The sequence below is a fragment of the Oryzomonas sagensis genome, from assembly GCF_008802355.1.
Classification (GTDB): domain Bacteria; phylum Desulfobacterota; class Desulfuromonadia; order Geobacterales; family Pseudopelobacteraceae; genus Oryzomonas; species Oryzomonas sagensis.
Map to the genome: position 1 here is coordinate 513662 of NZ_VZRA01000003.1, position 24453 is coordinate 538114.

The following is a 24453-nucleotide window of genomic DNA, read 5'->3' on the forward strand; positions in this document are numbered from 1 at the left end:
ACCTGAATCCGTGACGCCGTAATGGCGTAGTGCCCGGAAGAGCCGGGGCTCGTACGTCGCCGTGTCGTGACAGATTACACACTATGCTGGTACTCCGACTGATAGTCGCAAACTTTTCAAACGCAAAGGCAGAGGCCTTCCGAACCAGCGAAGGCATGGAGGCGTCACGGATTCAGGTTAAACGGCGCGGCGGCGCGCCGCCTCGAACAGGGCGATGCCGCCGGCCACCGAGGCGTTCAGGGAAGATACGCCGCCATAGAGCGGGATCGACAGGACCACGTCGCACTGTTTGCGCACCAGGGGACGAATTCCCTCCCCTTCGTTGCCCACCAGCAGGACGACCTTGCCGGAAAAATCCACATCGTAGAGCGACTGCCCGGCCTCGCCGGCCAGGCCGTAGACCCAGTAACCGCCATCCTTGAGCACCTGGAGGCTCTGGGCCACGTTGGTCACCTGGGCGACCGGGATGGTCTCGACCGCACCGGCCGAAGCCTTTTCCACGGTCGGGGTAACGCCGACGGCGCGGTCTTTGGGGATGATGATGCCGTCGCAACCGGCACAGGCCGCGGTGCGGATCAGCGCCCCCAGATTGTGGGGGTCCTGGATGCCGTCCAGCACCAGCAGAAAACCGCTGCGTCCCGCCTCGTCAATGCGGGCCACGAGGTCGTCCAGGTCGGCATACCGGTAGGGCTCCACCATGAGCGCAACCCCCTGGTGGTGGCTGGAGGCGCACAGCTTGGTCAGATCGTCGCGCTCGCGCCGGCGGATCGGGACGCCCCGTTCCTCGGCCAGCTTGAGGATCTTCTCCAGGCGATGGTCGGTTGCCGATGACTGCACATACAGCTCGAAGGCGCCACGCGTACCGCGCAGCGCCTCCTTGACCGGATTGACGCCGAAGACCAGTTCGCCTTTCATGGGCATCCCCCTGCGATTTCGTCCACGATCATCCGGCTGGCGGCCACCGGATCGCCCGCCTTGGCGATGGGGCGGCCGATCACCAGATAGTCTGCCCCGGCGGTAACCGCCTCGGCCGGGGTCATGACGCGTTTCTGGTCGTCCAGGGAGGCGAACGAGGGCCGGACGCCGGGGGTGACGATCAGGAAATCCGGGCCGCAGGCCGCGCGGATCGATTCGATCTCCAGGGGCGAGGCGACCACGCCGTCCATGCCGGAATCCTTGGCCAGACGGGCCAGGCGGACGACCATCTCCTCCACCGGCCTCTCGATCCCCACTTGGCGCAGGGTCTCGGCCGTGGACGAGGTCAGAATGGTCACAGCCAGGAGCCGGGGGCGCTCGTCGCCGAACTCCGTGCGCACCGCAGCGGCGGCCGTAGCCATCATCTCTTCGCCCCCCAGGGCATGCAGGTTGGCCAGTTGCACCCCGAGCCGGGCCGCCTCGACCATGGCCTTGGCCACGGTGTTGGGGATGTCGTGGTACTTGAGATCGAGAAAGACTTTGCCACCGTGACGCTGCACGGTCCTGACCGCCTCGGGGCCGCAGGAGGTGAACAGCTCCTTGCCCACCTTGAACATCCCCACATGGCCGGCCAGTTGCGCCGCCCAGCGGTCGATGTCGGCCAGGCCGTGCACATCCAGGGCAAAGATGATTTTATCGCGCGCTTCTTCATATGTCATACGACACCTCTTTTTACACCTGCCGCAGAGACACGGAGACACAGAGAAAAACAAGGAGTAAGGCAAACGACACGGACTTCGATGCCGGTTTGCCCGAATCGTTTGTGCCCTTCTCGCCTTTCTCTGTGAACCTCTGCGTCTCTGTGGCGGAATTTGATTTTGTCGCTTAGATTTTGTTCTACAGCAGGTTCGCCGCCAGTTCCGCCAACTCGGAACGTTCTCCCTTGGTCAGGGTCACGTGGGCGGCGATCTTCTCCCCCTTGAACCGCTCAACCAGGAAGCTCAGGCCGTTGCTGGACGAATCAACGTAGGGGTTGTCGATCTGGTAGGGGTCGCCGGTCAGGATGATCTTGGTCCCCTCCCCCACCCGGGTGACGATGGTCTTGATCTCATGGGGGGTCAGGTTCTGGGCCTCGTCCACGATCAGGTACTGGTTGGGGATGGAGCGGCCGCGGATGTAGGTCAAGGGCTCGATATCCAGAAGCCCCATGGCCATCAACTCCTTATACCCTTTGCTGTGGCGCTTCTCCGATTCGTGCCCCGAGATGAGCAGTTCCACGTTGTCGAAGATCGGCTGCATCCAGGGTGTCAGCTTTTCCTCGATATCGCCCGGCAGGAATCCCAGGTCCTTGCCCATGGGGAAAACCGGCCGGGAAACGAGCAGGCGGTTGTAGACATTCTCCTCGGCGGTCTTGTGCAGGCCGGCGGCGATGGCCAAAAGCGTCTTGCCGGTGCCCGCCTTGCCCACCAGGGTCACCAGCTTGATGGAGTCGTCCATCAGCACGTCCAGGGCAAAGGACTGCTCGCGGTTGCGGGCGAAGATGCTCCAGATGCCTTCCTTGGGGACCTTGCGCACCGGGACGATGTGCCCGCTCTCCGCGTCGTAGCGGCAGATGGCGGTATGGGAGGCGTTGCTGCTGTCCGTAATGGTGATGAACTCATTGGGCGCAAGCCCTTCCGGCGCCTCCAGCCAGTTCTGCCCGTAAAACCGGTCCACGGCGTCGGGCGCCATCTCGATGCTGCGGGTCCCGGAATAGAGATCCTGGATATCGATCTTGTCCGATTCGTAATCCTCGGCGGACAGGCCGATGGCATCGGCCTTGATGCGCAGGTTGGTGTCCTTGGTGACGAAGATGAGCTCGGTGTCGGGAAAGCGGTCGCGCATATCCAGGGCTACCGCCAGGATGCGGTTGTCGCCGCTGTCCACCCGCAGGTCCACCGGCAACCGTTTGAGGTAATTTTCACTGAACAGCTCAACCCGCAGGGTACCCTGGCCCGGGAGCGTGACGCCGGCCGCCAGGGAGCCCTTTTCCCGCATGGTGTCGAGGATGCGCGAGATCTGGCGGGCGTTGCGGCCGGTTTCGTTCATGTCCTTCTTGAAACGGTCAACCTCTTCAATCACGGTTATGGGGATGATGATGTTGTTGTCCTGAAATCTGAACAGGGACTGGGGATCATGCAGCAGCACATTGGTGTCGAGGATGAAGTTTTTCACGGAAGGCCTTTCTGTCGGGAGGATTAATCAAACGAACCAAAACCTCAATCTGCCACAGAGACTCGGAGAACTGCGCAAAAGCTTGACCTGCAACTTACAGAATTACCACACATATCAATAATTTTATTAGCTATTTATATACCGCAATGGTTGGTCCCTGCCTTTGCGCCTTGCGGCAGACGGTCTGTGCCTACCTAGGATGGCAGCATTCTACAACGGCATCGCAGAAAATAGCAATCTCTTCGCCCGTGGAGAACCAGCCCGGGCTCATGCGCAGGGTGCCGCCGGGAAAACTGCCCAGGGTGCGGTGGGCCTGGGGGGCGCAGTGCAACCCGGCCCGCACGGCGATGTCATAGTTGTGGTCCAGCATGAATGCCAGGGCCGCAGGGTCGGTTTCCGCCACGGTGAAGGAGAGCACGCCGCCGCGCAGGGCCGGGTCGGATGGACCGTAAAGCGTGACCTGCGGCACCTCGGCCAGGCGCTGGGCGGCCGACGTCACCAGCCGGCGCTCCCTCTCCCCGATGGCGGCAGCCCCCTGTTCCAGGACGAACTCCACCCCGGCCTTGAGCCCGGCAATGCCGGGCATATTATGGGTGCCCGCCTCGAAGCCGTCCGGCAGGGTCAGGGGCTGTTCCTCGGCAGTGGAGCTGGTGCCGGTCCCTCCCTGAAGAAGCGGTTTCAGATGCACAGCCGGGGAGGCGTAGAGGAAACCGGTTCCCTGGGGGCCATAGAGCCCCTTGTGTCCCGGTGCGGCCAGAAGATCGATGCCGGTCCCGATCACATCGATCGGTTCGCTGCCCGCCGACTGGGCCGCATCCACCAGGAACAGCGCGCCGGCCTCCCGGGCGATCGCCCCAATGGGGCCTATGGCCTGGATGGCACCACACACGTTGGAGATATGGGCCATGGCGACCATCCGGGTAGTGGGCCTCAGGGCGCGTCTGACATCGTCCGGGTCCACCATGCCGGTGCCGTCGGCCCTGACCACGGTCACCTCCACCCCCGATGCGCGCAAGGCGGCCAGAGGACGGACCAGGGAGTTGTGTTCCATGGAGGTGGTAACCACATGGTCACCCGGAACGAGAACGCCCCGAAGCGCCAGGTTGAGCGCCTCGGTGGTGCTATGGGTCATGATGATCCGCGAAGAGTCGGGGATGGCGAACAGGGTGGCGATGGCTTCGCGTGCCTGGAGCAGCAGACGGCCGGCTTCCAGGGAGCGTCGATGCCCCCCGCGCCCCGGCGACGAGCCGACCTCCCGCATGGCGTGCATGACCGCCTGGTAAACGGATTCCGGTTTGGGGTAGGATGTCGCCGCGTTATCGAGATAAATGGACATAGGGTTACGCTTCAAGGCAGAATGGCCGGCTGGCTGGAAAGCCAGGGGAATACCTGCACCGTACCGGAACGCGGCTCCCGTGAACCGTCGAACACCTTGGATGAAATGGCCTTTTCATCGTCGTCCCCCCACCAGTTCTGCACGGCAACCACCTCTTCACGTCCGGCATTATAGAGATTGAAGCCGCCGTTGCCGCGGAAAGCGCATCCCCAGACCGTGGCCCGGCCGTCCTCCGTCCGCAGGGCATCGTGGTCGTTGTCGGCGAAAAGAGACCGATTGATCTTCATGCGGCTGGAGCCGAGATGCAGGGCCGTATCCTTATTGAGCATGAAGCGCGTCATGAAGATCTGCCCCTCCCCGCCCGTCACCACGGCTCCGGCACCGTTCGAGGAGATGTTGCAGGAACTGATCCTGAGGCGGCATTCCTCGGCCCGAATCCCTCGCTGGCCGTTGTCCGTCACGCTGGTGGACGCCAGGACGACCGACGAACGGGACAGGGACATCCCCTGGCGGTTCGTGCTTACGCTGCTGTCGCGCAATTCGAATTCGGCATCATGAACCTCCATGCCCGTTTCGCAGGCGGAGAAGCTCGACGCCTCGACGGTGGCGATGCTGTCGCGCAGCGACAAACCTGTTTTTGACAGGGTGACGCGCGCCGACTTGGCGGTAAGGGCCGAAAAATGCGCCTCAAGCCCCGTTTCCGCGCCTTCGATGGTGGTATGCTCGAACTGGTTGCGTTTTTCGGTGGCGAGCAGCAGGATACCGCCCCAGTCCCCCGTGACCGGCATGGGGGCGTCCGAAGAAAACAGGATCGGCCGTTCGGCCGTGCCGATACTCTGAATACGCCCCATGACAACCAGGCGGGCCTTGCGGAGAGCGCCATCGACCCGGGCAAAGCGCACCGTCGTTCCCGGTTCGATGCGAAGCGTTGCCTGAGGGGCAATCACCAAAGCCCCCTTGATCAGTACGGTTCCACGCCAGGTGACGTCTTCGGTGAGGGTCGCATGGTCGTAACGGATATCGGGGCGTTTTGGGGGGGACGAGGAGGGGCCGTCAAAGGCATGTGATACCTGGGGACGGGCCGGTTCAAGGGGGACAATGCCTTGAAGCCGTGCCGCCATGTCGCTTCTGGTGAGCGGGGCTTCTTCATTCGCGACGCAGGTGTTCCGACAAACGGCCATGGACAGGATTATGATGAGGCAGATGCCGACGCACCTGAAAACAAGGTTCTTCACACGGTGCTCCATTCGGTAGTGTCTTAGCTTCTACCATAGTTGCGGGGTAACTGTAAATTTTTTGTTCTTTTCAGTACGTTATATTTGTCGTAAATATTATATTGACTTGTCATATATGTTGTGGTTTTATTTTGCGCGCTCCACCAAATATTGTGGTTTTGCGCGAGTAATTCATTCTACCCCCAATTCCTCAAAATAACTCGATTTTTTCACGCCACAAGGAGAACCGCCCATGAAAAAGGAATCCTCGCACGACACGATCCCCGACCTTTCGAAAAATGCCGCAACCGTCCTTGAAAAGCGCTATTTGAGGCGCGATACCGAGGGCAAGGTGCTGGAGACGCCGGCGCACATGTTCCGCCGCGTCGCCGAGACCATTGCGGCCCCCAATAAAAAATTCGACAAGAAGGCCGACCTCAAAGGCTTGGCCGACACGTTTTACCGCATGATGACCAACTTCGAATTTCTTCCCAACTCCCCGACCCTGATGAATGCCGGCCGCCAACTGGGGCAGCTCTCGGCCTGTTTCGTCCTGCCGGTGGGCGATTCCATGGAAGAGATCTTCGACGCCGTCAAATTCACCGCCCTGATCCATAAATCCGGCGGCGGCACCGGTTTTTCCTTCTCGCGCCTGCGCCCGGCCAATGACGTGGTCAGTTCGACCACCGGCATCTCCAGCGGCCCGCTCTCCTTCATGCGGGTATTCGACATCGCCACCGAAACCATCAAGCAGGGCGGCACCCGGCGCGGCGCCAACATGGGCATCCTGCGGGTCGACCATCCCAACATCATGGATTTCATCATGTGCAAGGCCGACCAGAAGCAACTCAACAACTTCAACATCTCGGTCGGCTTGACCGAGAAATTCATGCAGGCCGTGGAGCGGGACGAAGAGTACGACCTGATCAACCCCCGCGACAGGAAGGTCTTTGGCCGCCAAAACGCCCGCAAGGTCTTTCACCGCATCGTGGTGCAGGCCTGGGAAAACGGCGAACCGGGCATCATCTTCCTGGACCGGCTCAACCGTGACAACCCGACTCCCCATATCGGCGAGATCGAATCCACCAATCCCTGCGGCGAACAGCCCCTGCTCCCCTACGAATCCTGTAACCTGGGCTCCATCAACCTGGGGAAATTCGTCAAGGACGGCACCGTTGACTGGAAGAAGCTGAAAACCGTTGTACACGATGCGGTAAACTTCCTGGACAACGTCATCGAGGCCAACAACTACCCCCTGCAACAGATCCATGACATGACCCACGGCAACCGCAAGATCGGCCTGGGGGTCATGGGGTGGGCCGACATGCTGATCCTGCTGGGAGTGCCCTACAACTCCGAAGAGGCGGTCAAACTGGGCAAGAAGGTAATGAAGTTCATCAACGACGAGGGGCATCTGGCCTCCCAGGAGTTGGGCAAGCAACGCGGCTCCTTCCCCAACTTCCAGGGTTCGATCTTCGATACAAAGGGCGCGCCGCCCATGCGCAACGCAACGGTTACCACCATTGCGCCCACCGGCACCATCTCGATCATCTCCAACGCCTCCTCAGGCGTGGAGCCGCTCTTTGCCGTTTCCTACATCCGCACCGTCATGGACAAGAACGTGCTGGTGGAGGTCAACCCGATCTTCGAACAAATCGCCAGGGAGCGGGGGTTCTATTCCGAAGCGCTGATGAAGAAAATTGCCGAACACGGCACCGTCCACGACATCCCCGAGGTGCCGGAAGACGTGCGCAGGGTCTTCGTCACCGCCCACGACATCACCCCCGAAGACCATATCCAGATGCAGGCAGCCTTTCAGCTCTACACCGACAACGCCGTCTCCAAGACGGTTAACTTCCCCAATTCTGCCACCATGGACGATGTGGAAAAGGCCTACATGCTGGCCTACGAAACCGGCTGCAAGGGCGTCACCATCTATCGTGACGGTTCCCGCGACGAGCAGGTGCTTTCCACCGGCAAAAAAGAGGAACAACAGGCTGCCGTGGCCGCCACGCCGGTGGAAGCCGAGAAAAAGAGCATCAAGCGCGACCGTCCCAAGGCGCTCAAGGGGTGGACTTACCAGATGCAGACCGGCTGCGGGCCGCTCTACGTGACCGTCAACGAGGACAACAACGGCTTGTTCGAGCTCTTCACCACCATGGGCAAGGCGGGCGGTTGCGCCGCGTCCCAAAGCGAGGCCATCGGCCGCATGGTTTCCCTGGCATGGCGCAGCGGCGTCCAGGCCCGCCAGGTCATCAAACAACTCCTGGGGATCTCCTGCCACTGTCCCTCGGGCTTTGGCGACAACCGCATCCTCTCCTGCGCCGACGCCGTGGCCAAGGCCATCCAGGCTCACATGGTGGCCAACGGCTACGACATCGACGCCGAAACCGCCACCCAGGAACGGGGCGCCTGCCCCGATTGCGGCGGTATCATCGAGCACGAGGGGGGCTGCTGCGTCTGCCGCGTGTGCGGATACTCGGAGTGTGCGTAACGTCCGAAGCTGCTTTAGGTACTGACTAAAACGACCGGCGCTGCGGAATAATTCCGGGCGCCGGTTTGCGTTTGCGAAGACAGAGGGTGAGGTCAACATTCTGAATATTCATAGGTGAACCGGTTTGGGATAGATTGTGGCGGAAAACGATGATTCTTTCGATCCCATTAGAAAAGAGCTTCTGCCCAACACCTCCCCTTGACATCCTGGAGAAAGTCACACCATGCCCAAGGAACTGACCCACTGGCTGCTGGCCGAACGATCACTGGCCGGATTGGAAGACACGAGCCGCCTCTCCGTCCTTATACGCGAAAACCGCGCGCTCTATCTGGCCGGCGCGGTTCTGCCCGACACCCTGCTGCACCTCATAGGCGGCCCCCATGGCCCGACCGCACGGGGACTGGCCCATCGCTTCCACGATGCAGAAGGCAACAGCTATGCGCCGCTCATCCGGGCCGAGGAAAGCTGTGGGGCGAAAGGTTTTCCGGCCGGGCTGTTCGCCTGCCTGCTGGGGGTGCTCTCCCACATGCAGGCCGACATCGTCTTCCACCCCTTCGTCTATGCCCGCGGCGGCACGCGGGACATCGGCCGCCACTACCGGGTGGAGACCGCCCTCGATTGCCATTTCTCCCGCCAGGGCACCCACCTCCCGGCACGACGGCTGGCTGCCCTCATGACCCCCGCCGTCCGGGTCGAATTGGTCACGGCAAGCGCCCTCCTCTTCGATCCCGAGGGGCAACTGCCGCATCAGGCGCTGGAACGAGCCCTGACACTCCACTGCCGCATCCAGGCCATGTACGGCAGCACCTTCTGGAAACTGGTCGCCCGCCTGCTGGCCTGCCTGCCGCTCCCCCTGTTCAAGCAGGCGCGGCACCTGTTCTATCCCCTGATCCGGTCCGGGAACGACCCTGTCCAATTGCTTGGCAACTGGCGTCACCCGGTGACGGGCGAAGAGAAGGCCGAAACGCCCGACGATCTGGCACAGGAGGTTGTACGACGCACCGTGGCCCTGTTCGAGCGGATTGATGCTGAAGGTGGCCTGAAGGGAGTCCTTGGCGCTTCGCCGGGAGAGAACCTGTTGACCGGACGTTACGGGGTCGGCAGGCAGGAGATGGAAAGACCGCAGCCATAATTAGATTATTTCCCCTTGATGCCAACCTCGACTATAATACCCCCATGAGCACACCAGCCTTTACCCTGATCGTCATCTCGGCGGTCATGCACGCCCTCTGGAACCTGCTGGTGAAGCGGAGCAGCCACAAGACCGTCTTCATCTGGTGGATGTTCATCGCCTCCAGCCTGCTCTTCAGCCTGTGTCTGCCGCTGGTCGCCGAACCGTTCCGTTGGCCCGGCCCCAAAACCGTGTTCATGATCGCCATCGGCGCGGTCTGCTACGTCCTCTACCACCTCTTCAACGGCCGCGCCTACCGGAGTGGCGACCTGTCGGTCGTCTATCCCCTGTCCCAGACCTCCATGATCTACGTCCCCATCTGGGGCATGATCCTGCTGAGAGAACGCCTATCCTTCGTGGGCGTCGGCGGGATTCTGCTGGTGATCCTCGGGACCTTCTCGGTACAGATGCAACGCTTTTCCCTGATGGAGTTGGTGCGCCCTTTTCGCAACCTGCACAGCCAGTCGGTCCAGGCGGCACTGACCGCCGGATTCATCTACTCCATCGGCTCCATAGCCGAAAAGACCGGCGTCAAGAACTACTCGCCGCTCTATTTCACCTATTTTCTGGTTCTCTCCATGCTGGCCATGATGTCCATCAATCTGGCCCGCCCCAAGTATCGATCCCACATCGGGCAGGAATTGCGCGAGCACTGGATACTGGTGCTCTGGAGCGGGCCGATCATCATGGCCTCGTTTCTCACCTTCCGTTACGGCCTCAATCTGTCGCCGGTCAGCTATGCCGTACCGGTCCGCCAAGTCAGTATTTTGATGGGGGTGCTGATCGGCATCCTTTTCCTCGGCGAGTCGTTCGGCAGAATCCGGATGGTTTCAGCCCTGCTCATCCTGGCCGGGGCGGCCTTGATCAGGCTCGGATAACACGACCATGAACACGACCATCGCCTTTTTGAAAGAGCTGTTCCCACCCTCCTGCCACGGGCGCATCCTCCTGGTGGGCGGCTGCGTGAGGGATCACCTCCTGGGGCGTGCGAGTTCCGACATCGACCTGGCGGTCAGCCTGGATGCGCCCCAACTGGCCGCCTGCGGCTTCCGAAAACTGGAGCCCAGGAGCATAGCCCCCATCTGGTTCCGGCATGACCAGACCTTCGGTTCCATCGAGATCACGCAATTGCCCGACCTGGACACGGCACTGGCCGAAGACCTCGTCCGCCGCGATTTCACCGTCAACGCCATGGCCATGTCCCTTGACGGCGAACTCATCGACCCGCTGGGCGGCAGGCGCGACTTGGAAGAGCGGCGGCTGACGCCCTGTTCCCCCCTCACGTTCAGCGGCGATCCGCTGCGCATCTTCCGCGCTTTCAGGTTCGAGGCCGACGGCTGGAGGATGACGCCCGAAAGCGAGGCCCTCGTCCGGGAGCAAGGGTGGCACCGACCGTTGAGCCTTGTACCCGTGGAGCGTTTTTCCCGCGAGATGGTGAAAGCCCTAGAGGGTGTGGAGCCGGAACGTTTTTTTAACCGCATGCTCCAGTTTGACGTGGGTCGGGGCTATCTGCCGGAACTCTTTGCCATGCCTGCCATCCCGGCCGGGCCGTTGCAGCACCACCCCGAAGGGGACCTGTACACCCATAGCATCCAGGTGCTGCAACGGGTGGCACGTGACAGCGACAACCCACTGGCCCGATTCTGCGCTTTTTTTCACGACATCGGCAAACTTGCCACCGATCCGGCGCTCTATCCCAGGCACCACGGCCACGACGACGCCGGTTTTGACCTGGCCCGCGGCCTGGGCGAACGCCTGCGCCTCTCCTCCGATTACCGGGCGGCCCTGGCCTGGACCAGCAGGCTGCACGGCCTGCTCAACAAATGGGGTGAACTGCGGGACTCCACCGTGCTGAAAACGGCGCAGCAAGCCGTGAAGGCCCGGATTGGCGAGATACTGCCCTTGGTGTCTGCGGCGGATAAACCGGGTGGGCCGTTTGCATGGCAGGAGTGGGAGCGGGCTGTCCGGATTGCGACAATGACCACCGATACCATGGGGATCGATGACGCCCGTTTGAAGGAAATGGCGCCGGGAAAACGGCCCGGTTTCATCCTGCAGAGAAGGGTTGAAATACTGCGGGACGAGCGCGCAGGAAAACCGGCTGACCACCGTCCGGTTCACTAGATGGTCCGGCCGATTTACTCCGACATCTTCAGCCGGAAGATCCACACCGCCGCCCCAAAGGTAAGCAAGGCCGTAATCGCGACCTGGAGCGCAGAGACCAGGGGAAAACCGCCGCTGACCAAGGTCTGGCGTGCTCCCTCGAACAGGGCCGTGGTGGGCAGCACCCTGATCCAGGAAATGACGTTGGCCGGATAGGAGGAGAGCGGGAAGAAGAGGCCGGACATGAAGATCAGCGGCATGATGAAAACCGCCTCGACCTTGCCGATGGTCTCGGGCTTGTCCATGACCGTGCCGCAGATCACACCGGCGCAGGAGAACAGGGCCGAACCGGGGATCAGAAAGGCCAGATACGCCAGGAGGTGAACCGGCGAGAAGCGGAACGGGGTGATGGCGAAGATCACCAGGCCTACGGCCAGCCCCTTCACCAGACCGTGGGAGAAGCCGGACAGGATCTTGGCGATCACGATCTCCGAGACCGAGATGGGGGTGACCCGGTAGGATTCGATGGTAAACTGCACCTTGCGGTGGAACCAGAGGCTCCAGGTGCTCTCGCTGTAGGCCGCATTGACCGCGGTCATGGTGATCAGCCCCGGCGCGATGAACATGCTGTAGGGCACGCCGTCCACCAGGCCGATGTACCCTTTCATGCCGATGCCGAACGCCAGGTAGATGGTCAGCGGATAGGCCACCACCGCCACCAGTTCGGATAATATGCTGCGGCGCAGGACCAGCATGTCGCGGCGCCAGATGGCAAAGGCCCCCTTGAACACTACTCCCTCACCTTCTCGCCGGTCAGGCTGATAAAGACATCTTCCAAGGTCCGCTCCCGCAGGGCGATACGCCGCACCGGAGCGCCGTTCAAGGCGGTAACCACCTCCGAAAGGCATTCCCAACTGTTGAGTCCCACGCAGACCGTCCGCCCGTCCACCTCAATCTCCCGCACGCAGGCCATTGCCCTGAGAATCGCCCCATACCGTTCGGCATCCTCCCCAAATTCTATCAGGTAGAACGTTCCCCCGGTCAGGCGGTCCTTCAACTCCTGGGTGCTGCCCAGGGCGATCAGCCTGCCGTGGTCCGCAATGGCGATCCGGTTGCAGAGTTGCTCCGCCTCTTCCAGATAATGGGTGGTCAGGAAGATCGTCATGCTGCCGGCTATGGATTTGATATAGTCCCACACCGCCCGCCGCGACTGGGGATCGAGCCCGGTGGTCGGTTCGTCCAGGAACAGCACCCGCGGCTCGTGCAAGAGCGCCCGGGTCACCACCAGCCGGCGCTGCATGCCGCCCGAATAGGTGTCGGGAAAATCATTCTGCCGGGCCGCCAGTCCCATCAGTTCCAGCAATTCGTCGATCCGTTTCCGGTAGTGCCTATGCTCCATCCCGTGCAGCCGGGCGTGCAGTTCCAGGTTTTCCCGTGCCGTCAGATAGCGGTCCAGGCTGTTTTCCTGGGACACCACCCCGATCAACCGGCGAATCTCGCGACCGCTCGTGCGGGTATCCAGCCCCTCGATAAAAGCCTCGCCCGAGGTTTGGCGCATCAAGGTCGTCAGGACGCGGATCAGGGTGGTCTTGCCGGCGCCGTTCGGCCCCAGCAGGCCAAAGATCGACCCTTGGGCCACCTCCAGGTCGAAGTTGTCCAGGGCGGTCAAATCGCCGTAACGCTTGGTGAGGCTATGGGTGGTTATGGCTGCGGGCATGGCGACCTTACATAGGGAACGTGTTGGTGAGGCACCACTGCTCAACCCCGGGCCAGGGGCCGTAGCCCGCAGCCTCGTTGATATGCTGCGCCTCGGGGGCAATGATGTCCGTCTCGATATCCAGGGGGCGACCGTAAAACAGGGCGGCCCGCTCCGGGCAGCAGGGATCGTTGTCCGTGCATACCAGGCGTATCTCCGCGGCCGACCGTTTGAGAGCAGTCCCATCCAACGGCGGCGGGAAGAAGCTCGCCACCTCCGGCACACACAGCGCCGGGCCGGGAGGGGCAACCAGGAGCAACCGGTCCACCGATACCGAAGCGGGGGCCACGGCATGGTGCAGCCACAAGAGCACCCCGAGGGAATGGCAGACCACCACCCGCTCCTCTTGGTCTGCAAGCAGAGACAGCTCCAGGCGAAGCGTTGCCAGCCATTCATCCAGCCGGGGGGCGTCGAAATCGGGCAGCACCGGGTAGCGGACGTATTCTCCGGCCGCCGCCAGGCGGTTTGCCAGCCAGGTCTGCCAGTGATTTTGGCCGGAACCGTGCCAGCCGTGGACGATCAGAAAACCTCTCGATTGTTGTTGTGTGAGCATTCAACCTCGCTGGTAATGAGAGTAAATTGGTAAGGGGGAATAATGACGAAGCGCAACATCGCGCATCTAAATAAAACCTTTCAGTGGACCATTGTTAGCACCTAATGTTTCGATCTTTCGTTCAACTTCAGGGTCATCCTCCAGCACCGGGGCATGGAACGGCTTCACCCGGGCGTCGACCACCAACGGCCCGCTGCACCCCCAATGCTTTGCGTGTAGCGAAGCGCCGATACCGTAGAGATCCGTAGCCGGGTTGGAGCGGGTAAAGGTCACCCAAAGGAAATTGTTGAGGGTAGCCGCCGCAAAGGGGCTGTCGTCGCAGATCACGATCAAGGGGAAACCGTCGAAACAGGTCCGCTCGCCATAAAAACGGCAGAACTCCTCCATGCCCGGATCGCCTTCGCCCCTCCCCTGCCCCGACCGCGGTCCCTGAATCGCCAGAACACCGGGCAAGCACACCGCGGCGGGGCCGAAACCGGGCGGCAACTCCAGGCCGGCCGGCACCTCGGTTGCCAAGTCGCGTCGTTTGGGACCGGCGGCGGCGATGACCACCTTGGACCCCTCGTTAAGGCCGTTACCGCTGTAATCGAGGGTATCGATGGTGGTGGCGGTCTGAAAGTGCAGATCGGTGCGCCAATCGGCCCGTTCCAGCACGTGGCGGAAAAAGGCGGCAATGTCGTGGGTATGGAGGCCGGGGGCGTCCTCATGGGCTGCGATGAACAGATATTTGGCCAGGGAGAGCTGGCCCTGGCCGAGGATGGCGTTGGCGATGGTCAGGAGCTCCTGGGGCCGGCGTTCCGGGGCATAGGGGACATACCGTTCGCTGGCCACGGCCAACAGGAGCGGATGCACGCCGGCGGCGTCCACGGCGTGGACCTCCTTGACGCCGGTGACCACGGTGGGGATCAGGGGGCCGGTCAACTCGTGGATAAAGGCGCCGAAGCTGGTGTCTTCCTGGGGCGGACGCCCCACAGTGGTAAAGGGCCAGATGGCGTCACGGCGGTGGTAGACCGCCTCCACCTGGATGTAGGGAAAATCGTGGGCCAGGCTGTAGTAGCCGAGATGGTCGCCGAAAGGGCCTTCCGGCAAGGTTTTCCCGGGATCGACCACGCCGCAGATGCAGAAATCGGCCTCTGCCGAAACCGGCAGGTGACCCGGCAGCTTGGTCATGGGAATACGGTGGCCGCCCAGCAGCCCGGCAAAGGAAAGCTCCGGCATCCCTTCCGGCAGCGGCATGACCGCAGCCACGGCCATGGAAGGGGCTCCCCCCACAAAGACGTTCACCCGCAACAGGTCGCCCCGTTCGATGGCCTCGGCGTGGTGCGCCCCGATGCCGCGCTGGATCTGGTAGTGCAGGCCGGCCTGCAGGTCGGGGAGATACCTGTTGCCGGAGATCTGCACCCGGTACATCCCCAGGTTGGACGCGCCGAAGCCCGGCTTGGCCGGGCTTTCGGTGTAGACCTGCGGCAGGGTGATGAAGGCGCCGCCGTCGTTGGGCCAGGATACGACCTGGGGCAGCTGGGACAAGGTGGTGCGGCACTCCAGCACCGGCGCATGGGAGACGTTCCTGGGCAGGAGATGGTACGCCGCAAAGGGGGTCTTCAGGGCATCAAGCGGATGCTTGATCAGGGAAAGCGGATTGATCTTGGCGTCAACCAGGCGACGGATGCCGGCCAGACTGTCGCGGAAGATGAAACGGGTGCGTTCCAAAGTGCCGAACAGGTTGCCCAGCAGGGGAAAGCTGCAGTTGACCGGATTGGTGAAGAGCAGCGCCGGCCCGCCGGAGCGGTAGACGCGCCGCTGAACAGCCCCGATTTCGAGACGCGGGTCGAGTGGCGCATTGATGCGCAGCAGCATGCCGTGGCGTTCCAGGTCGGCGACGCATTCCTGTAGATTACGGTATCCCATCGGCCACCCGCCTTACTTAAGCTTCTTGATGATCATTTCGGTCTGGCGGAGCTTTTCCTGCATCGCCAGGATCTCCTGGCGCGACGGTTCATCCGTGATCCGCTCCAGCCCCTGGCTGAGCATTTTCTGCGCTTCGTCGAAGTGGCCGGCCTTGTGGCGCATCCGGGCCAGCGCCACAAGGTACTGGGAACTCCCGGGATCAAGGGCCACCGACTTGCGCAACGAAGCTTCGGACTCACCCTCCTTGCCGTTCTGGGCATCCTTCATCCCCTTTTTGAAATACACCAGGGCGATGATGTCATTGATTTCCTTGCGGTCGGCCGGTTCTTCCAACTTGCCGGCAGCCTGTTCGAGAAAGGCGACCGCCTCGCTGTAACGGCTGCTGCGGATATATACGGCCATGACGGTATGGATGCTGTCCTTATTCTGGGGGTTGAGTTGATACGCCTGCATCAGGACCTTCAGCGCCGCTTCATATTCCGCCTGGGCAAGCAGTATGCGTCCATCCTGCATCAGCGCGCTGATGCGAAGCTTGGTGAGCCCCGCTTTGAGGGATTCGTCGGAGATGGTGCCGATCCGCTGGTCGTAGAGGGCATTGAATTCTTTGGTGCGGCCGAGCCTGGCGTAACAGTTGGACACCCCCCTGATGAAGTGGGTAAGCTGGGGGGACCCCTGGTCGAAAACCGAATCGGCCAGGCCGAGGGCTTTTTCAAAGAGCGGCAGCGCCTCCTCGCAACTGCCGTTCTGGGTCAGGGAAAATGCCTGGTACAGGGTGGCCTGGGCGGCAAACAGGTTGGCCAGTCTTTGGTGGGCGGCTTGTGCGCTTCCCTCGCCATCCACGCGGTCCAGCGCCAGGCGGCCGAGATCGAAGGTGCAATGGTTGACCGTAGTGGCACCGTTAAGCTCTCCGGTAAGTGCGACGCCGGAGCGGCTCAGGGAGAGGGTGTTGCCCCTCCCCGTCTGCCCTGGATAGATGATTCCCAGGTGCGCCAGATCCGGGCCGGCGACCTTGCCGACCACAATCCCTTCGCTTTCCAGATAGCCGCTCAAGCCGTCCAGGGCGCTGTCTTCGTTTATGAGAAGGGTCGCGGGGTGTTTTCCCAAAACCCCTTCACAGGATTTGCTGGGGGCGGTCACCGCCTCCATGGTCCCCCGGTACAGCTGCATTCCCGCCAGGGCCGGCGCGGCGGCCATCATCGGGAGAATAAAGGATAAAATCCGGACACCAACACGTTTCATAATCCCGGCACCTCTCACCTCGCAAATAAATAGAGCACTTCGATGGTCCAGATTATCATTGTAATCAAACAAACACAATCAGGATTGCTACGAATGGAGCCCCTGCGCCGCGCCGGGAAGTTCCGGTCCATCGTTCTGCCGCCGGGAACGTGACGGAACGCGCCGTGCACCAGGCACGGTTTCTGTTTTCCGCGTAATGACATGAAGAGAAAATTCACATATCCACCGGCCCTCCTTTTTCCGTTCTCCATCCGATCATGCGAATAAAACCTTCTGCACAACCATAACATTGCATTCGTCCTGACTTGTGATATACTGCTTACATGAAAATAGAACGCAATATTATTAAAAGACAAACAGTCGTGCGCCTCGTATTTTGACCACAGACACAAGGAGGTTACCCATGTTCGGAAAGATTCAGGCAACAGTATTGGCCCTGATCCTGGCATTGCCGGTGGCGGCACAGGCCGCTAAAGTCAAAATCGGTTTTGTCAACTCCATTACCGGCGCAGAAGCGCCCATCGGAGAGAACTTGACAAACGGCGTTACGCTGGCTTTGGAAGATCTGAAGAAAAAAGGGATCGACGTGGAACTGGTCAAGGAAGACGACACCGGAAAGCCGGAGAAGTCCATGGCCGCCTTTGAAAAAATGGCCACCCGAGACCGGGTGGCCGGCATCGTCGGCCCCTACAGTTCCAAGTGCGCCAACGCCATAGCCAAACTGGCCGAGAAGTACAAGACCCCCCTGCTCATCCCGGTTGCGTCGAAAGAGGAGATCACCCGGCAGAATCTGAAGTGGACCTTCCGCTTGAGCGCCACCACCTACGATTATGCCACCATCCTGCTCGATATGGCGACCAGCCTGGGCAGGCCGAAAACCATCGCCATCATCAACGAGAACACCGATTTCGGCACATCGGGAGCCAAGTCCGCCAAGGATTATGCCGGCAAAAAAGGTATCAGGGTTGTGGCCGAAGAGGCCTATGCGCCCGGCTCACCCGACTATCGCTCCACCCTGACCAAGATCAAATCGAAAAAACCTGACCTGGTGTTCATGGTCTCCTACGTGGCCGACGCCATCCTGCTCATGCGCCAATCAAGGGAGATCGGCATCACGCCCCAGGCATTCCTCGGCGCAGGAGCCGGCTTCGCCACCGTATCGTTCGCCAAGGAAAAGGCCATCTCCAGCAACGTCTTCTCCAGCACCCAATGGACCGGCGACGTGAACTGGCCGGGAGCCAAGGACTTCGACAAACGCTATATCGCCAAGTTCGGCAAGGAGCCGACCTACCACGCCGCGACCGCCTACGAGTCGATGATGATCATGGCCGAAACCGCGGCCAAGTCCGGCGGCAATCGGGAAAAAATCCGCTCCGCGTTGAAGAGCGGCAAGTGGAACGGCATCATGGGTGAGGTAAAATTTGCCGATTACGAGGGCTACACCAACCAGAACAAACACCAGATGCTGGTGGAACAGATCCAGAACGGCGTGCACCAGACGGTCTATCCGCCCAAGTATGTTTCGAAGAAGCCGGTTTATCCGTTCCCCGGTTGGAGGTAACAGACTGAGAAACCCGTAAGGGGCGGGTTTCTCACCGCCCCTCCACCTACTCGGAGACGCGCCCATGACCATCTTCCTGCAATCACTGATCAGCGGCATCCTGATCGGCGGCGTCTACGCCCTGATCGGTATCGGCCTGACCATTATCTTCGGCGTCATGCGGGTGATCAACTTCGCCCACGGCGACCTGTTGATGGTCGGCATGTACGGGACCTTCTACCTGTTCACCCTGTTCAATATCGATCCATTCATCTCGATTGTCATAACCATGCCGTTCATGTTCCTCTACGGCGGCTTTCTGCAAAAGGTATTCATCAACCGTATTCTCGGCTCCCTGCCCCAGAACCAGATACTGTTGACCATCGGCATGGGGCTGATCATGAGCAACGGCATCATGCTGGCCTTCACGTCGGACTACAAGATCCTCTCCACCGACTACTCCTCCAGCAGTTTCGATATTCTGGGCATATCCATCTCCACCCCGCTGTTGATCTCCTTCGCCATCACGGCGGGCATCACGGTCGTCCTGTACTGGTTCCTGCTGAAGACCGATACCGGCCAGGCCATCCGGGCCACGGCCCAGGACCGGGAAGCGGCCCAGTTGATGGGGATCAACGTCAAGCGCATGTCCATCATCGCCTTCGGCCTCGGCGCCTCCCTGGCAGGCACCGCCGGCGCCCTGATCTCGCCGACCTACTACATTTTCCCCCAGGTGGGGAGCACCTTTACCCTCAAAGCCTTCGTCATCACGGTCCTGGGGGGCATGGGGAGCATTGTCGGCGCCACCCTGGGGGGCATCCTGATCGGCGTGGCCGAGTCCATCGGCGGGGTCTACTTCGGCTCCGGTTGGAAAGAGGTGGTGGTGTTCGTGCTGTTTCTGCTGGTGCTGCTGTTCAAGCCCTCCGGTCTGATGGGCAAATCCAACACGTGACGGGGGACCGATACGACCATGAAACCACTCTTCGGAACTACCAGGGGAATCGGTGCACTGTCGGTTATGGCGGGCCTGGCGGTTGTTGTCCTGCTTTTCCTCTTTCCCCGCTTTGTTGAGAACACCTATGCCTTGCATATCATGATCCTGATCTTCATCAGCATCATCATGGGGTCAAGCTGGAATCTTCTGGGGGGCTACACCGGCCAGTATTCGGTCGGCCACGCTGCCTATTTCGGCATGGGGGCCTACACCACCATGATGCTGATGCAGTTCCGTCAAGTCCCCCCGTGGCTCGGCATCTGGTGCGGCATGGCCGCTGCCCTGGTGGTGGCGCTGATCATCGGCAGCATCTGTTTCCGCCTGCGGGGGCCGTACTTTGTCCTGGCGTCCATCGCCGTGGCCGAGATATTCCGGGTATCGGCCCTGAACCTGAAAAACGTCACCAACGGCGCAGAAGGCATCCTGACTACGGAGATACCGCCGCTGAAAATCGGTGGGACCCTCATCACCGACTTTTCCTCCAAGGTGCCGTTCTACTACGCCGGCCTGGCATTCGTCCTGCTCGTCATCATGATTACCTGGCTGCTGCAGAACTCGAAGCTCGGATACTATTTCCAGGCCATCCGCGAAGACCAGGATGCAGCCCATTCCCTGGGAATCAGCCTCACCTTCTACAAAAACGCCGCCCTCTCCCTGTCGGCGGTGCTGACCTCGCTGGCCGGAAGCCTCTACGCCGTCTACGTCGGCTTTATCGATCCCTCCACGGTCCTGGCGCTGGACCTGTCGGTGCAGATCGTCCTGATCTGCATCATCGGCGGCATCGGCACCATCTTCGGACCGGTGATCGGAGCGCTGGTACTGGTGCCGCTCTCGGAGGCACTACGCAGCAACATGATCGGCGAATCCCTGATAAACTCGGGTATCGTCAAGGCCGACTCGGCGTTCGGCAGCTTTTTGACCGAAAACCTGTCCCATGCCCACGTCCTGATCTACGGGGTTCTGGTGGTGGTGGTGATCCTCTTCATGCCCGACGGCGTATTGGGATTCGCCAAGGCATTGGCGGCCAGAAAGCGGAAGGAGGTCGTCTGATGGCCATACTTGAAATCAAACACGTCAGCAAATTCTTCGGCGGCCTGTCGGCCAACTCCGACGTTTCCTTCGAGATGCAGCACGGGATGATCATGGGCCTGATCGGGCCCAACGGTGCGGGAAAGACGACGCTGTTCAACTGCATCACCGGCTACTACCCTCCCTCCAAGGGGGATGTGGTCTTTGACGGCCGCAGCATGCACGGCCTCCAGCCGGACAAGGTCTGCAAGCTGGGCATGGCCCGGACGTGGCAGAAGGTGCGGCCGCTGGCCAAGATGAGCATCGTGGACAACGTCATGGTTGGCGCCCTTTGTCGGACCGGTTCATTAAAAATAGCCCGCGACATGGCCATGGAGCAAATCAAGGTGGCCGGCCTGGAGCATCGTTCCAACTTCCTGGCCGGCGGTCTGCCCATCGGCGAGCGCAAAAAGCTCGAGGTGGCCCGCGTCCTGGCGACCCAGCCAAAACTGCTGCTCCTGGACGAGGTCATGGGCGGCCTCAATCCGGCGGAGAGCGAAGACATCATTCAACTGATCCTCGCGATCAAGGGACGGGGAATCACCCAGATGGTCATCGAACACGACATGAAGGCCATCATGCGCATCTCCGACCGGATCGTCGTCTTGAACTCGGGCGAAAAGCTGGCCGAGGGCTCCCCCCAGGAGATCGTCAGCAATCCCGACGTGGTCGCGGCGTATCTGGGCAGTGAGTAGTAACAAAACAACAAACATCTGCCACAGAGTCACGGAGACACAGAGATTCACAGAGAAAAACAAAACATTTTTGAGGTAAACCTGGAAATGAGTCGTTGTTCTCCGTTTGGCCTTTCTCTGTGTCTCTGTGGCAGACTTTAAAAGAGGTCCTCATGCTCACCATCGACAAGCTCAACTTCAGCTACGGCGACCTGAAGGTCCTCTGGGACATCGATCTGGAGGTCCATGCGGGCGAGATCGTCACCGTGGTCGGCGCCAACGGCGCCGGCAAATCAACCACCCTCAAGAACATCTCCCGTCTGGTGAAGCCGACCTCCGGCAGCATCACCTTCCAGGGAGAGGAGCTTGAAAAACTCGAATCCCATCAGGTGGTGGAACGGGGCATCGTCCAGGTTCCCGAAGGGCGGAAGATCTTTCCCGAGATGACGGTCCTGGAAAACCTCCGCATGGGATCGTATATCAAGAGCGCCAGAAAAGCGCGCGAAGCAAACGTGGAGCGGGTGTTCGGCATGTTTCCCCGCCTGAAGGAACGCGAGAAGCAGTTGGGAGGCACCATGTCGGGGGGCGAGCAGCAAATGCTGGCCATAGCCCGCGGCCTGATGGCCAACCCGAAACTGTTGTTGATGGACGAGCCGTCTCTGGGCCTTTCGCCGTTGTTCGTCAAGATCATCTTCGAAATCATTCAGGAGATCAACCGGCAGGGCGTCGCCATCCTGTTGGTGGAGCAGAACGTCTTCCAGTCCCTGAAGATCGCCCACCGCGCCTATGTCCTGGAAACCGGCCGGGTCGTCCTGACCGGCGAAGGAAACGATCTGCTCAGCAACGAACACGTAAAGAAGGCATTTTTGGGGATGTAACCGACAAAACCGCTCCACCATCCCGGGATGCCGTCGATTCGGCATATCGGCGGCCGGGGCGGGGCATGAAAGGAAACGCCATGCAAACCGTCGAACAATGGATGACTCGGAACCCGATCACCATCGAGGAAAGCGCTTCCATCATCGAGGCGATCCATCTGCTGAAGGAAAAGGACATTCGCCGCCTGCCGGTTACCTGCAAGGGCAAATTCTGCGGCCTGATCACCGACCGGATGATCAAGGAATACGCACCCGGCAAGTCAACCCCTCTGGATACCTGGGAGGTGCACTACGTGCTCTCCAAGGCCACGGTCAGGGACGCCATGAACCCGACCCCCTACACCATCCACCCCGATGCCCCCCTCTGTCAGGCCGCACAATTGGTCCACGACAAAAAACTCTATGGCCTGTGCGTGACCGACAAGAATGGCGACCTGGTGGGGCTTTTGACCACCACCAATTTCATGGAAGCCCTGATTGACATATGCAGCATGTCATAGTCCATGGCCCTCTCTCACCGGCGTGGCGATGGTCTATAGGGGGGGCGAAGCCGTGGATCAATGCTTGATGCGGGGGTCCAGGGCGTCCCTGACCCCCTCTCCAAGCAGATTGTAGGCCAGAACCGTCACCAGGATAGCCAGGCCGGGAAAGAGGGAGAGCCACCAGGCGAATTCGATGTAATCCTTGCCGGAGGTGAGGATGTTGCCCCAGCTGGGGGTCGGCGGCTGGACACCGATGCCGAGGAACGAGAGGGCCGACTCGGTCAATATGGCGCCCGCGATGCCCAGGGTGGCGGCCACCAGGGCCGGCGAGACGGCATTGGGCAGGATGTGGCGGAAGATGATGCGCCTGTCGGAACAGCCGATGCAACGTGCGGCCATGATGTAGTCCATCTCGCGGATGGAGAGAGTCTCGGCGCGCACCAGCCGGGCCACCCCCATCCAGCCGGTCAGGCCGATGACGATCATGATGTACCAGATGGAGGGACGCAAAAAGGTAATGACCGCCAGGATCAGGAAAAAGGTCGGAAAACAGAACATGATGTCAACGACCCGCATGAGGATGTTGTCGACCCAGCCGCCGTAGAACCCGGCCACAAGCCCCAGAACCGTACCGATCAAGACGGCGATCCCGGCCGCCGCAAAGCCGACCAGCAGGGAGATCCGCGCCCCGTAGACGACCCGGCTGAAGACATCGCGCCCCAGGTCGTCGGTACCGAACCAGTGCCGCAGGGATGGAGGGTCCAGAACCTCCCTGGCATTGATCTCGTTGGGGCCGAAGTGCACGATCACCGGGGCCAGCAGCGCGACCGCCAGCATCAGCAGCACCACGATCGCCCCGGCCACGGCAAACCTGTTGCGCGCCAGACGGGGCCAGAACACGGCACGGAAATAGGAATGTTCTCCGATCACTGCACGCCCCTCCCCTCCCTGATACGCGGGTCGGCCAGGGCATAGCACACATCGGCCACCAGATTGCCGATCAGGGTCAAAAGCGCGCCGATGATCACGATCCCCATCACCACCGGATAGTCGCGGGCCATGACCGCCTGGTAGAAGAGCTGCCCCATGCCGGGAATGGCATAGATGGTCTCGAAGATGACGCTCCCGCCGATCAGCCCGGGAATGGCCAGGCCTGCCTGGGTGATCAGCGGCAGAAGGGCGTTGCGCAGGGCGTGCTTGTAGATCACGACCCGTTCGGAAAGGCCCTTGGCACGGGCGGTGGTGATGTAATCCTGGCCGATCACGTTCAGCATGGACGAGCGCATGTACCGGGACAGCCCCGCAAGGCTGCCGAATGAGGCCACCATGATCGGCATGCAGAGGTGTTTGGCCATATCCCCCACATAGCGCAGCAGGCCGTAACTGTCGCTCCCCAGGGTATGCAGCCCCGAGATGGGAAGCCAGTTCAGCTTGACGCCGAACAGGTACATCAGAAGCAGCGCCAGCCAGAAGGTCGGCACGGCAAAACCGACGAAGACAAAGACCGTGATCCCCTTGTCCAGCCAGGTATCCCGGTGGGTGGCGGCCAGGATGCCGATGGGGATCGCCAGGCCGAATTCCAGCACCAGGGCGATGATGTTGAGGGCAAGGGTAATGGGGAGGCGTTCCGCGATCTTGTCCCTGACCGGCCGGTTGTCGGAGGAAAAGGAACGCCCCAGGTCCAGCCGCGCCAGCTTGCCGACCCAGGTGACATACTGCTCGGCTAGCGGCTTGTCCAGGCCGTAGAACTTGCGCATCCGCTCCCGGGCTTCCTTGCCCACCTTGGGGTTCATTGCCATCTGCATCTCCACCGGCTCGCCCGGCGCCAGATGGACGACCGAGAAGGTGATGAGGGTTATGCCGACCATGAGCGGGATCAACATCAGGATGCGTTTCATGAGATAACGTGTCATA

Annotated in this window: 22 protein-coding genes; 10 read left to right on the forward strand and 12 right to left on the reverse strand. The window is 61.1% G+C overall.

What is annotated here, in order from left to right; all coding sequences use genetic code 11:
• Positions 1-177: 177 nt before the first annotated feature.
• The 5 genes from rlmB to F6V30_RS13190 form a co-directional block, all read right to left on the reverse strand.
• Positions 178-915: a 23S rRNA (guanosine(2251)-2'-O)-methyltransferase RlmB gene (gene rlmB, locus F6V30_RS13170; RefSeq protein WP_151157398.1), complete on the reverse strand. Its 738-nt coding sequence runs from the start codon at positions 913-915 to the stop codon at positions 178-180.
• Positions 912-1634: an orotidine-5'-phosphate decarboxylase gene (gene pyrF, locus F6V30_RS13175; RefSeq protein WP_151157399.1), complete on the reverse strand. Its 723-nt coding sequence runs from the start codon at positions 1632-1634 to the stop codon at positions 912-914. The genes rlmB and pyrF overlap by 4 nt, the downstream gene beginning before the upstream one ends.
• A 178-nt stretch (positions 1635-1812) precedes the next feature.
• Positions 1813-3129, reverse strand: coding sequence for a PhoH family protein (locus F6V30_RS13180; protein ID WP_151157400.1), 1317 nt, complete (start codon positions 3127-3129; stop codon positions 1813-1815).
• A gap of 190 nt (positions 3130-3319) precedes the next feature.
• Entirely contained in the window at positions 3320-4465 is a 1146-nt protein-coding gene (locus F6V30_RS13185; RefSeq protein ID WP_151157401.1) for an aminotransferase class V-fold PLP-dependent enzyme, read from the reverse strand.
• An 11-nt stretch (positions 4466-4476) separates the two neighbouring features.
• Complete coding sequence (locus F6V30_RS13190; RefSeq protein WP_191965691.1) at positions 4477-5700, reverse strand: right-handed parallel beta-helix repeat-containing protein; 1224 nt, start codon at positions 5698-5700, stop codon at positions 4477-4479.
• Positions 5701-5932: 232 nt separating this feature from the next.
• Between F6V30_RS13190 and F6V30_RS13195 the strand changes: the two genes are divergently transcribed.
• The 4 genes from F6V30_RS13195 (at position 5933) to F6V30_RS13210 (ending at position 11468) form a co-directional block, all read left to right on the forward strand.
• Positions 5933-8173, forward strand: a complete 2241-nt coding sequence (locus F6V30_RS13195; protein ID WP_151157403.1) for a vitamin B12-dependent ribonucleotide reductase — start codon at positions 5933-5935, stop codon at positions 8171-8173.
• Between the two features lie 223 nt (positions 8174-8396).
• Positions 8397-9305 carry a zinc dependent phospholipase C family protein gene (locus F6V30_RS13200; RefSeq protein ID WP_151157404.1) on the forward strand — a complete coding sequence of 303 codons (909 nt, stop codon included), beginning with the start codon at positions 8397-8399 and terminating at the stop codon, positions 9303-9305.
• A 44-nt stretch (positions 9306-9349) separates the two neighbouring features.
• Positions 9350-10222, forward strand: coding sequence for an EamA family transporter (locus F6V30_RS13205; RefSeq protein ID WP_151157405.1), 873 nt, complete (start codon positions 9350-9352; stop codon positions 10220-10222).
• A gap of 7 nt (positions 10223-10229) precedes the next feature.
• On the forward strand, positions 10230-11468 hold the full coding sequence (locus F6V30_RS13210) for an HD domain-containing protein (RefSeq protein ID WP_151157406.1): 1239 nt from the start codon (positions 10230-10232) through the stop codon (positions 11466-11468).
• Between the two features lie 14 nt (positions 11469-11482).
• Here the strand turns inward: F6V30_RS13210 and F6V30_RS13215 are convergent, their stop codons facing one another.
• The 5 genes from F6V30_RS13215 to F6V30_RS13235 form a co-directional block, all read right to left on the reverse strand.
• Positions 11483-12238 (reverse strand): ABC transporter permease, encoded by a 756-nt coding sequence (locus F6V30_RS13215; protein WP_151157407.1) that lies wholly within the window; start codon positions 12236-12238, stop codon positions 11483-11485.
• Positions 12238-13164, reverse strand: coding sequence for an ABC transporter ATP-binding protein (locus tag F6V30_RS13220; RefSeq protein WP_151157408.1), 927 nt, complete (start codon positions 13162-13164; stop codon positions 12238-12240). The genes F6V30_RS13215 and F6V30_RS13220 overlap by 1 nt, the downstream gene beginning before the upstream one ends.
• Positions 13165-13171: 7 nt before the next feature.
• Positions 13172-13756: an RBBP9/YdeN family alpha/beta hydrolase gene (locus F6V30_RS13225; protein ID WP_151157409.1), complete on the reverse strand. Its 585-nt coding sequence runs from the start codon at positions 13754-13756 to the stop codon at positions 13172-13174.
• A 66-nt stretch (positions 13757-13822) separates the two neighbouring features.
• Positions 13823-15664, reverse strand: a complete 1842-nt coding sequence (locus F6V30_RS13230) for a UbiD family decarboxylase (RefSeq protein ID WP_151157410.1) — start codon at positions 15662-15664, stop codon at positions 13823-13825.
• Positions 15665-15676: 12 nt separating this feature from the next.
• Positions 15677-16903, reverse strand: a complete 1227-nt coding sequence (locus tag F6V30_RS13235) for a tetratricopeptide repeat protein (protein ID WP_151157411.1) — start codon at positions 16901-16903, stop codon at positions 15677-15679.
• A gap of 403 nt (positions 16904-17306) precedes the next feature.
• Between F6V30_RS13235 and F6V30_RS13240 the strand changes: the two genes are divergently transcribed.
• The 6 genes from F6V30_RS13240 (at position 17307) to F6V30_RS13265 (ending at position 22557) form a co-directional block, all read left to right on the forward strand.
• On the forward strand, positions 17307-18464 hold the full coding sequence (locus F6V30_RS13240) for an ABC transporter substrate-binding protein (RefSeq protein ID WP_151157412.1): 1158 nt from the start codon (positions 17307-17309) through the stop codon (positions 18462-18464).
• A 64-nt stretch (positions 18465-18528) separates the two neighbouring features.
• Positions 18529-19395: a branched-chain amino acid ABC transporter permease gene (locus F6V30_RS13245; RefSeq protein ID WP_151157413.1), complete on the forward strand. Its 867-nt coding sequence runs from the start codon at positions 18529-18531 to the stop codon at positions 19393-19395.
• Positions 19396-19413: 18 nt separating this feature from the next.
• Positions 19414-20487, forward strand: coding sequence for a branched-chain amino acid ABC transporter permease (locus tag F6V30_RS13250; protein ID WP_151157414.1), 1074 nt, complete (start codon positions 19414-19416; stop codon positions 20485-20487).
• Positions 20487-21200: an ABC transporter ATP-binding protein gene (locus F6V30_RS13255; protein ID WP_151157415.1), complete on the forward strand. Its 714-nt coding sequence runs from the start codon at positions 20487-20489 to the stop codon at positions 21198-21200. Before F6V30_RS13250 ends, F6V30_RS13255 begins: the two co-directional genes overlap by 1 nt.
• A 152-nt stretch (positions 21201-21352) precedes the next feature.
• Positions 21353-22057, forward strand: coding sequence for an ABC transporter ATP-binding protein (locus tag F6V30_RS13260; RefSeq protein ID WP_151157416.1), 705 nt, complete (start codon positions 21353-21355; stop codon positions 22055-22057).
• Between the two features lie 80 nt (positions 22058-22137).
• Complete coding sequence (locus tag F6V30_RS13265; protein WP_218043330.1) at positions 22138-22557, forward strand: CBS domain-containing protein; 420 nt, start codon at positions 22138-22140, stop codon at positions 22555-22557.
• A 57-nt stretch (positions 22558-22614) separates the two neighbouring features.
• Here F6V30_RS13265 and opp4C read toward each other — a convergent pair whose 3' ends face one another.
• Both opp4C and F6V30_RS13275 read right to left on the reverse strand, forming a co-directional pair.
• Complete coding sequence (gene opp4C, locus F6V30_RS13270; protein WP_420850283.1) at positions 22615-23469, reverse strand: oligopeptide ABC transporter permease; 855 nt, start codon at positions 23467-23469, stop codon at positions 22615-22617.
• Positions 23466-24452 (reverse strand): ABC transporter permease, encoded by a 987-nt coding sequence (locus F6V30_RS13275; protein ID WP_151157418.1) that lies wholly within the window; start codon positions 24450-24452, stop codon positions 23466-23468. Before F6V30_RS13275 ends, opp4C begins: the two co-directional genes overlap by 4 nt.
• Between the last annotated feature and the right edge of the window lies 1 nt (position 24453).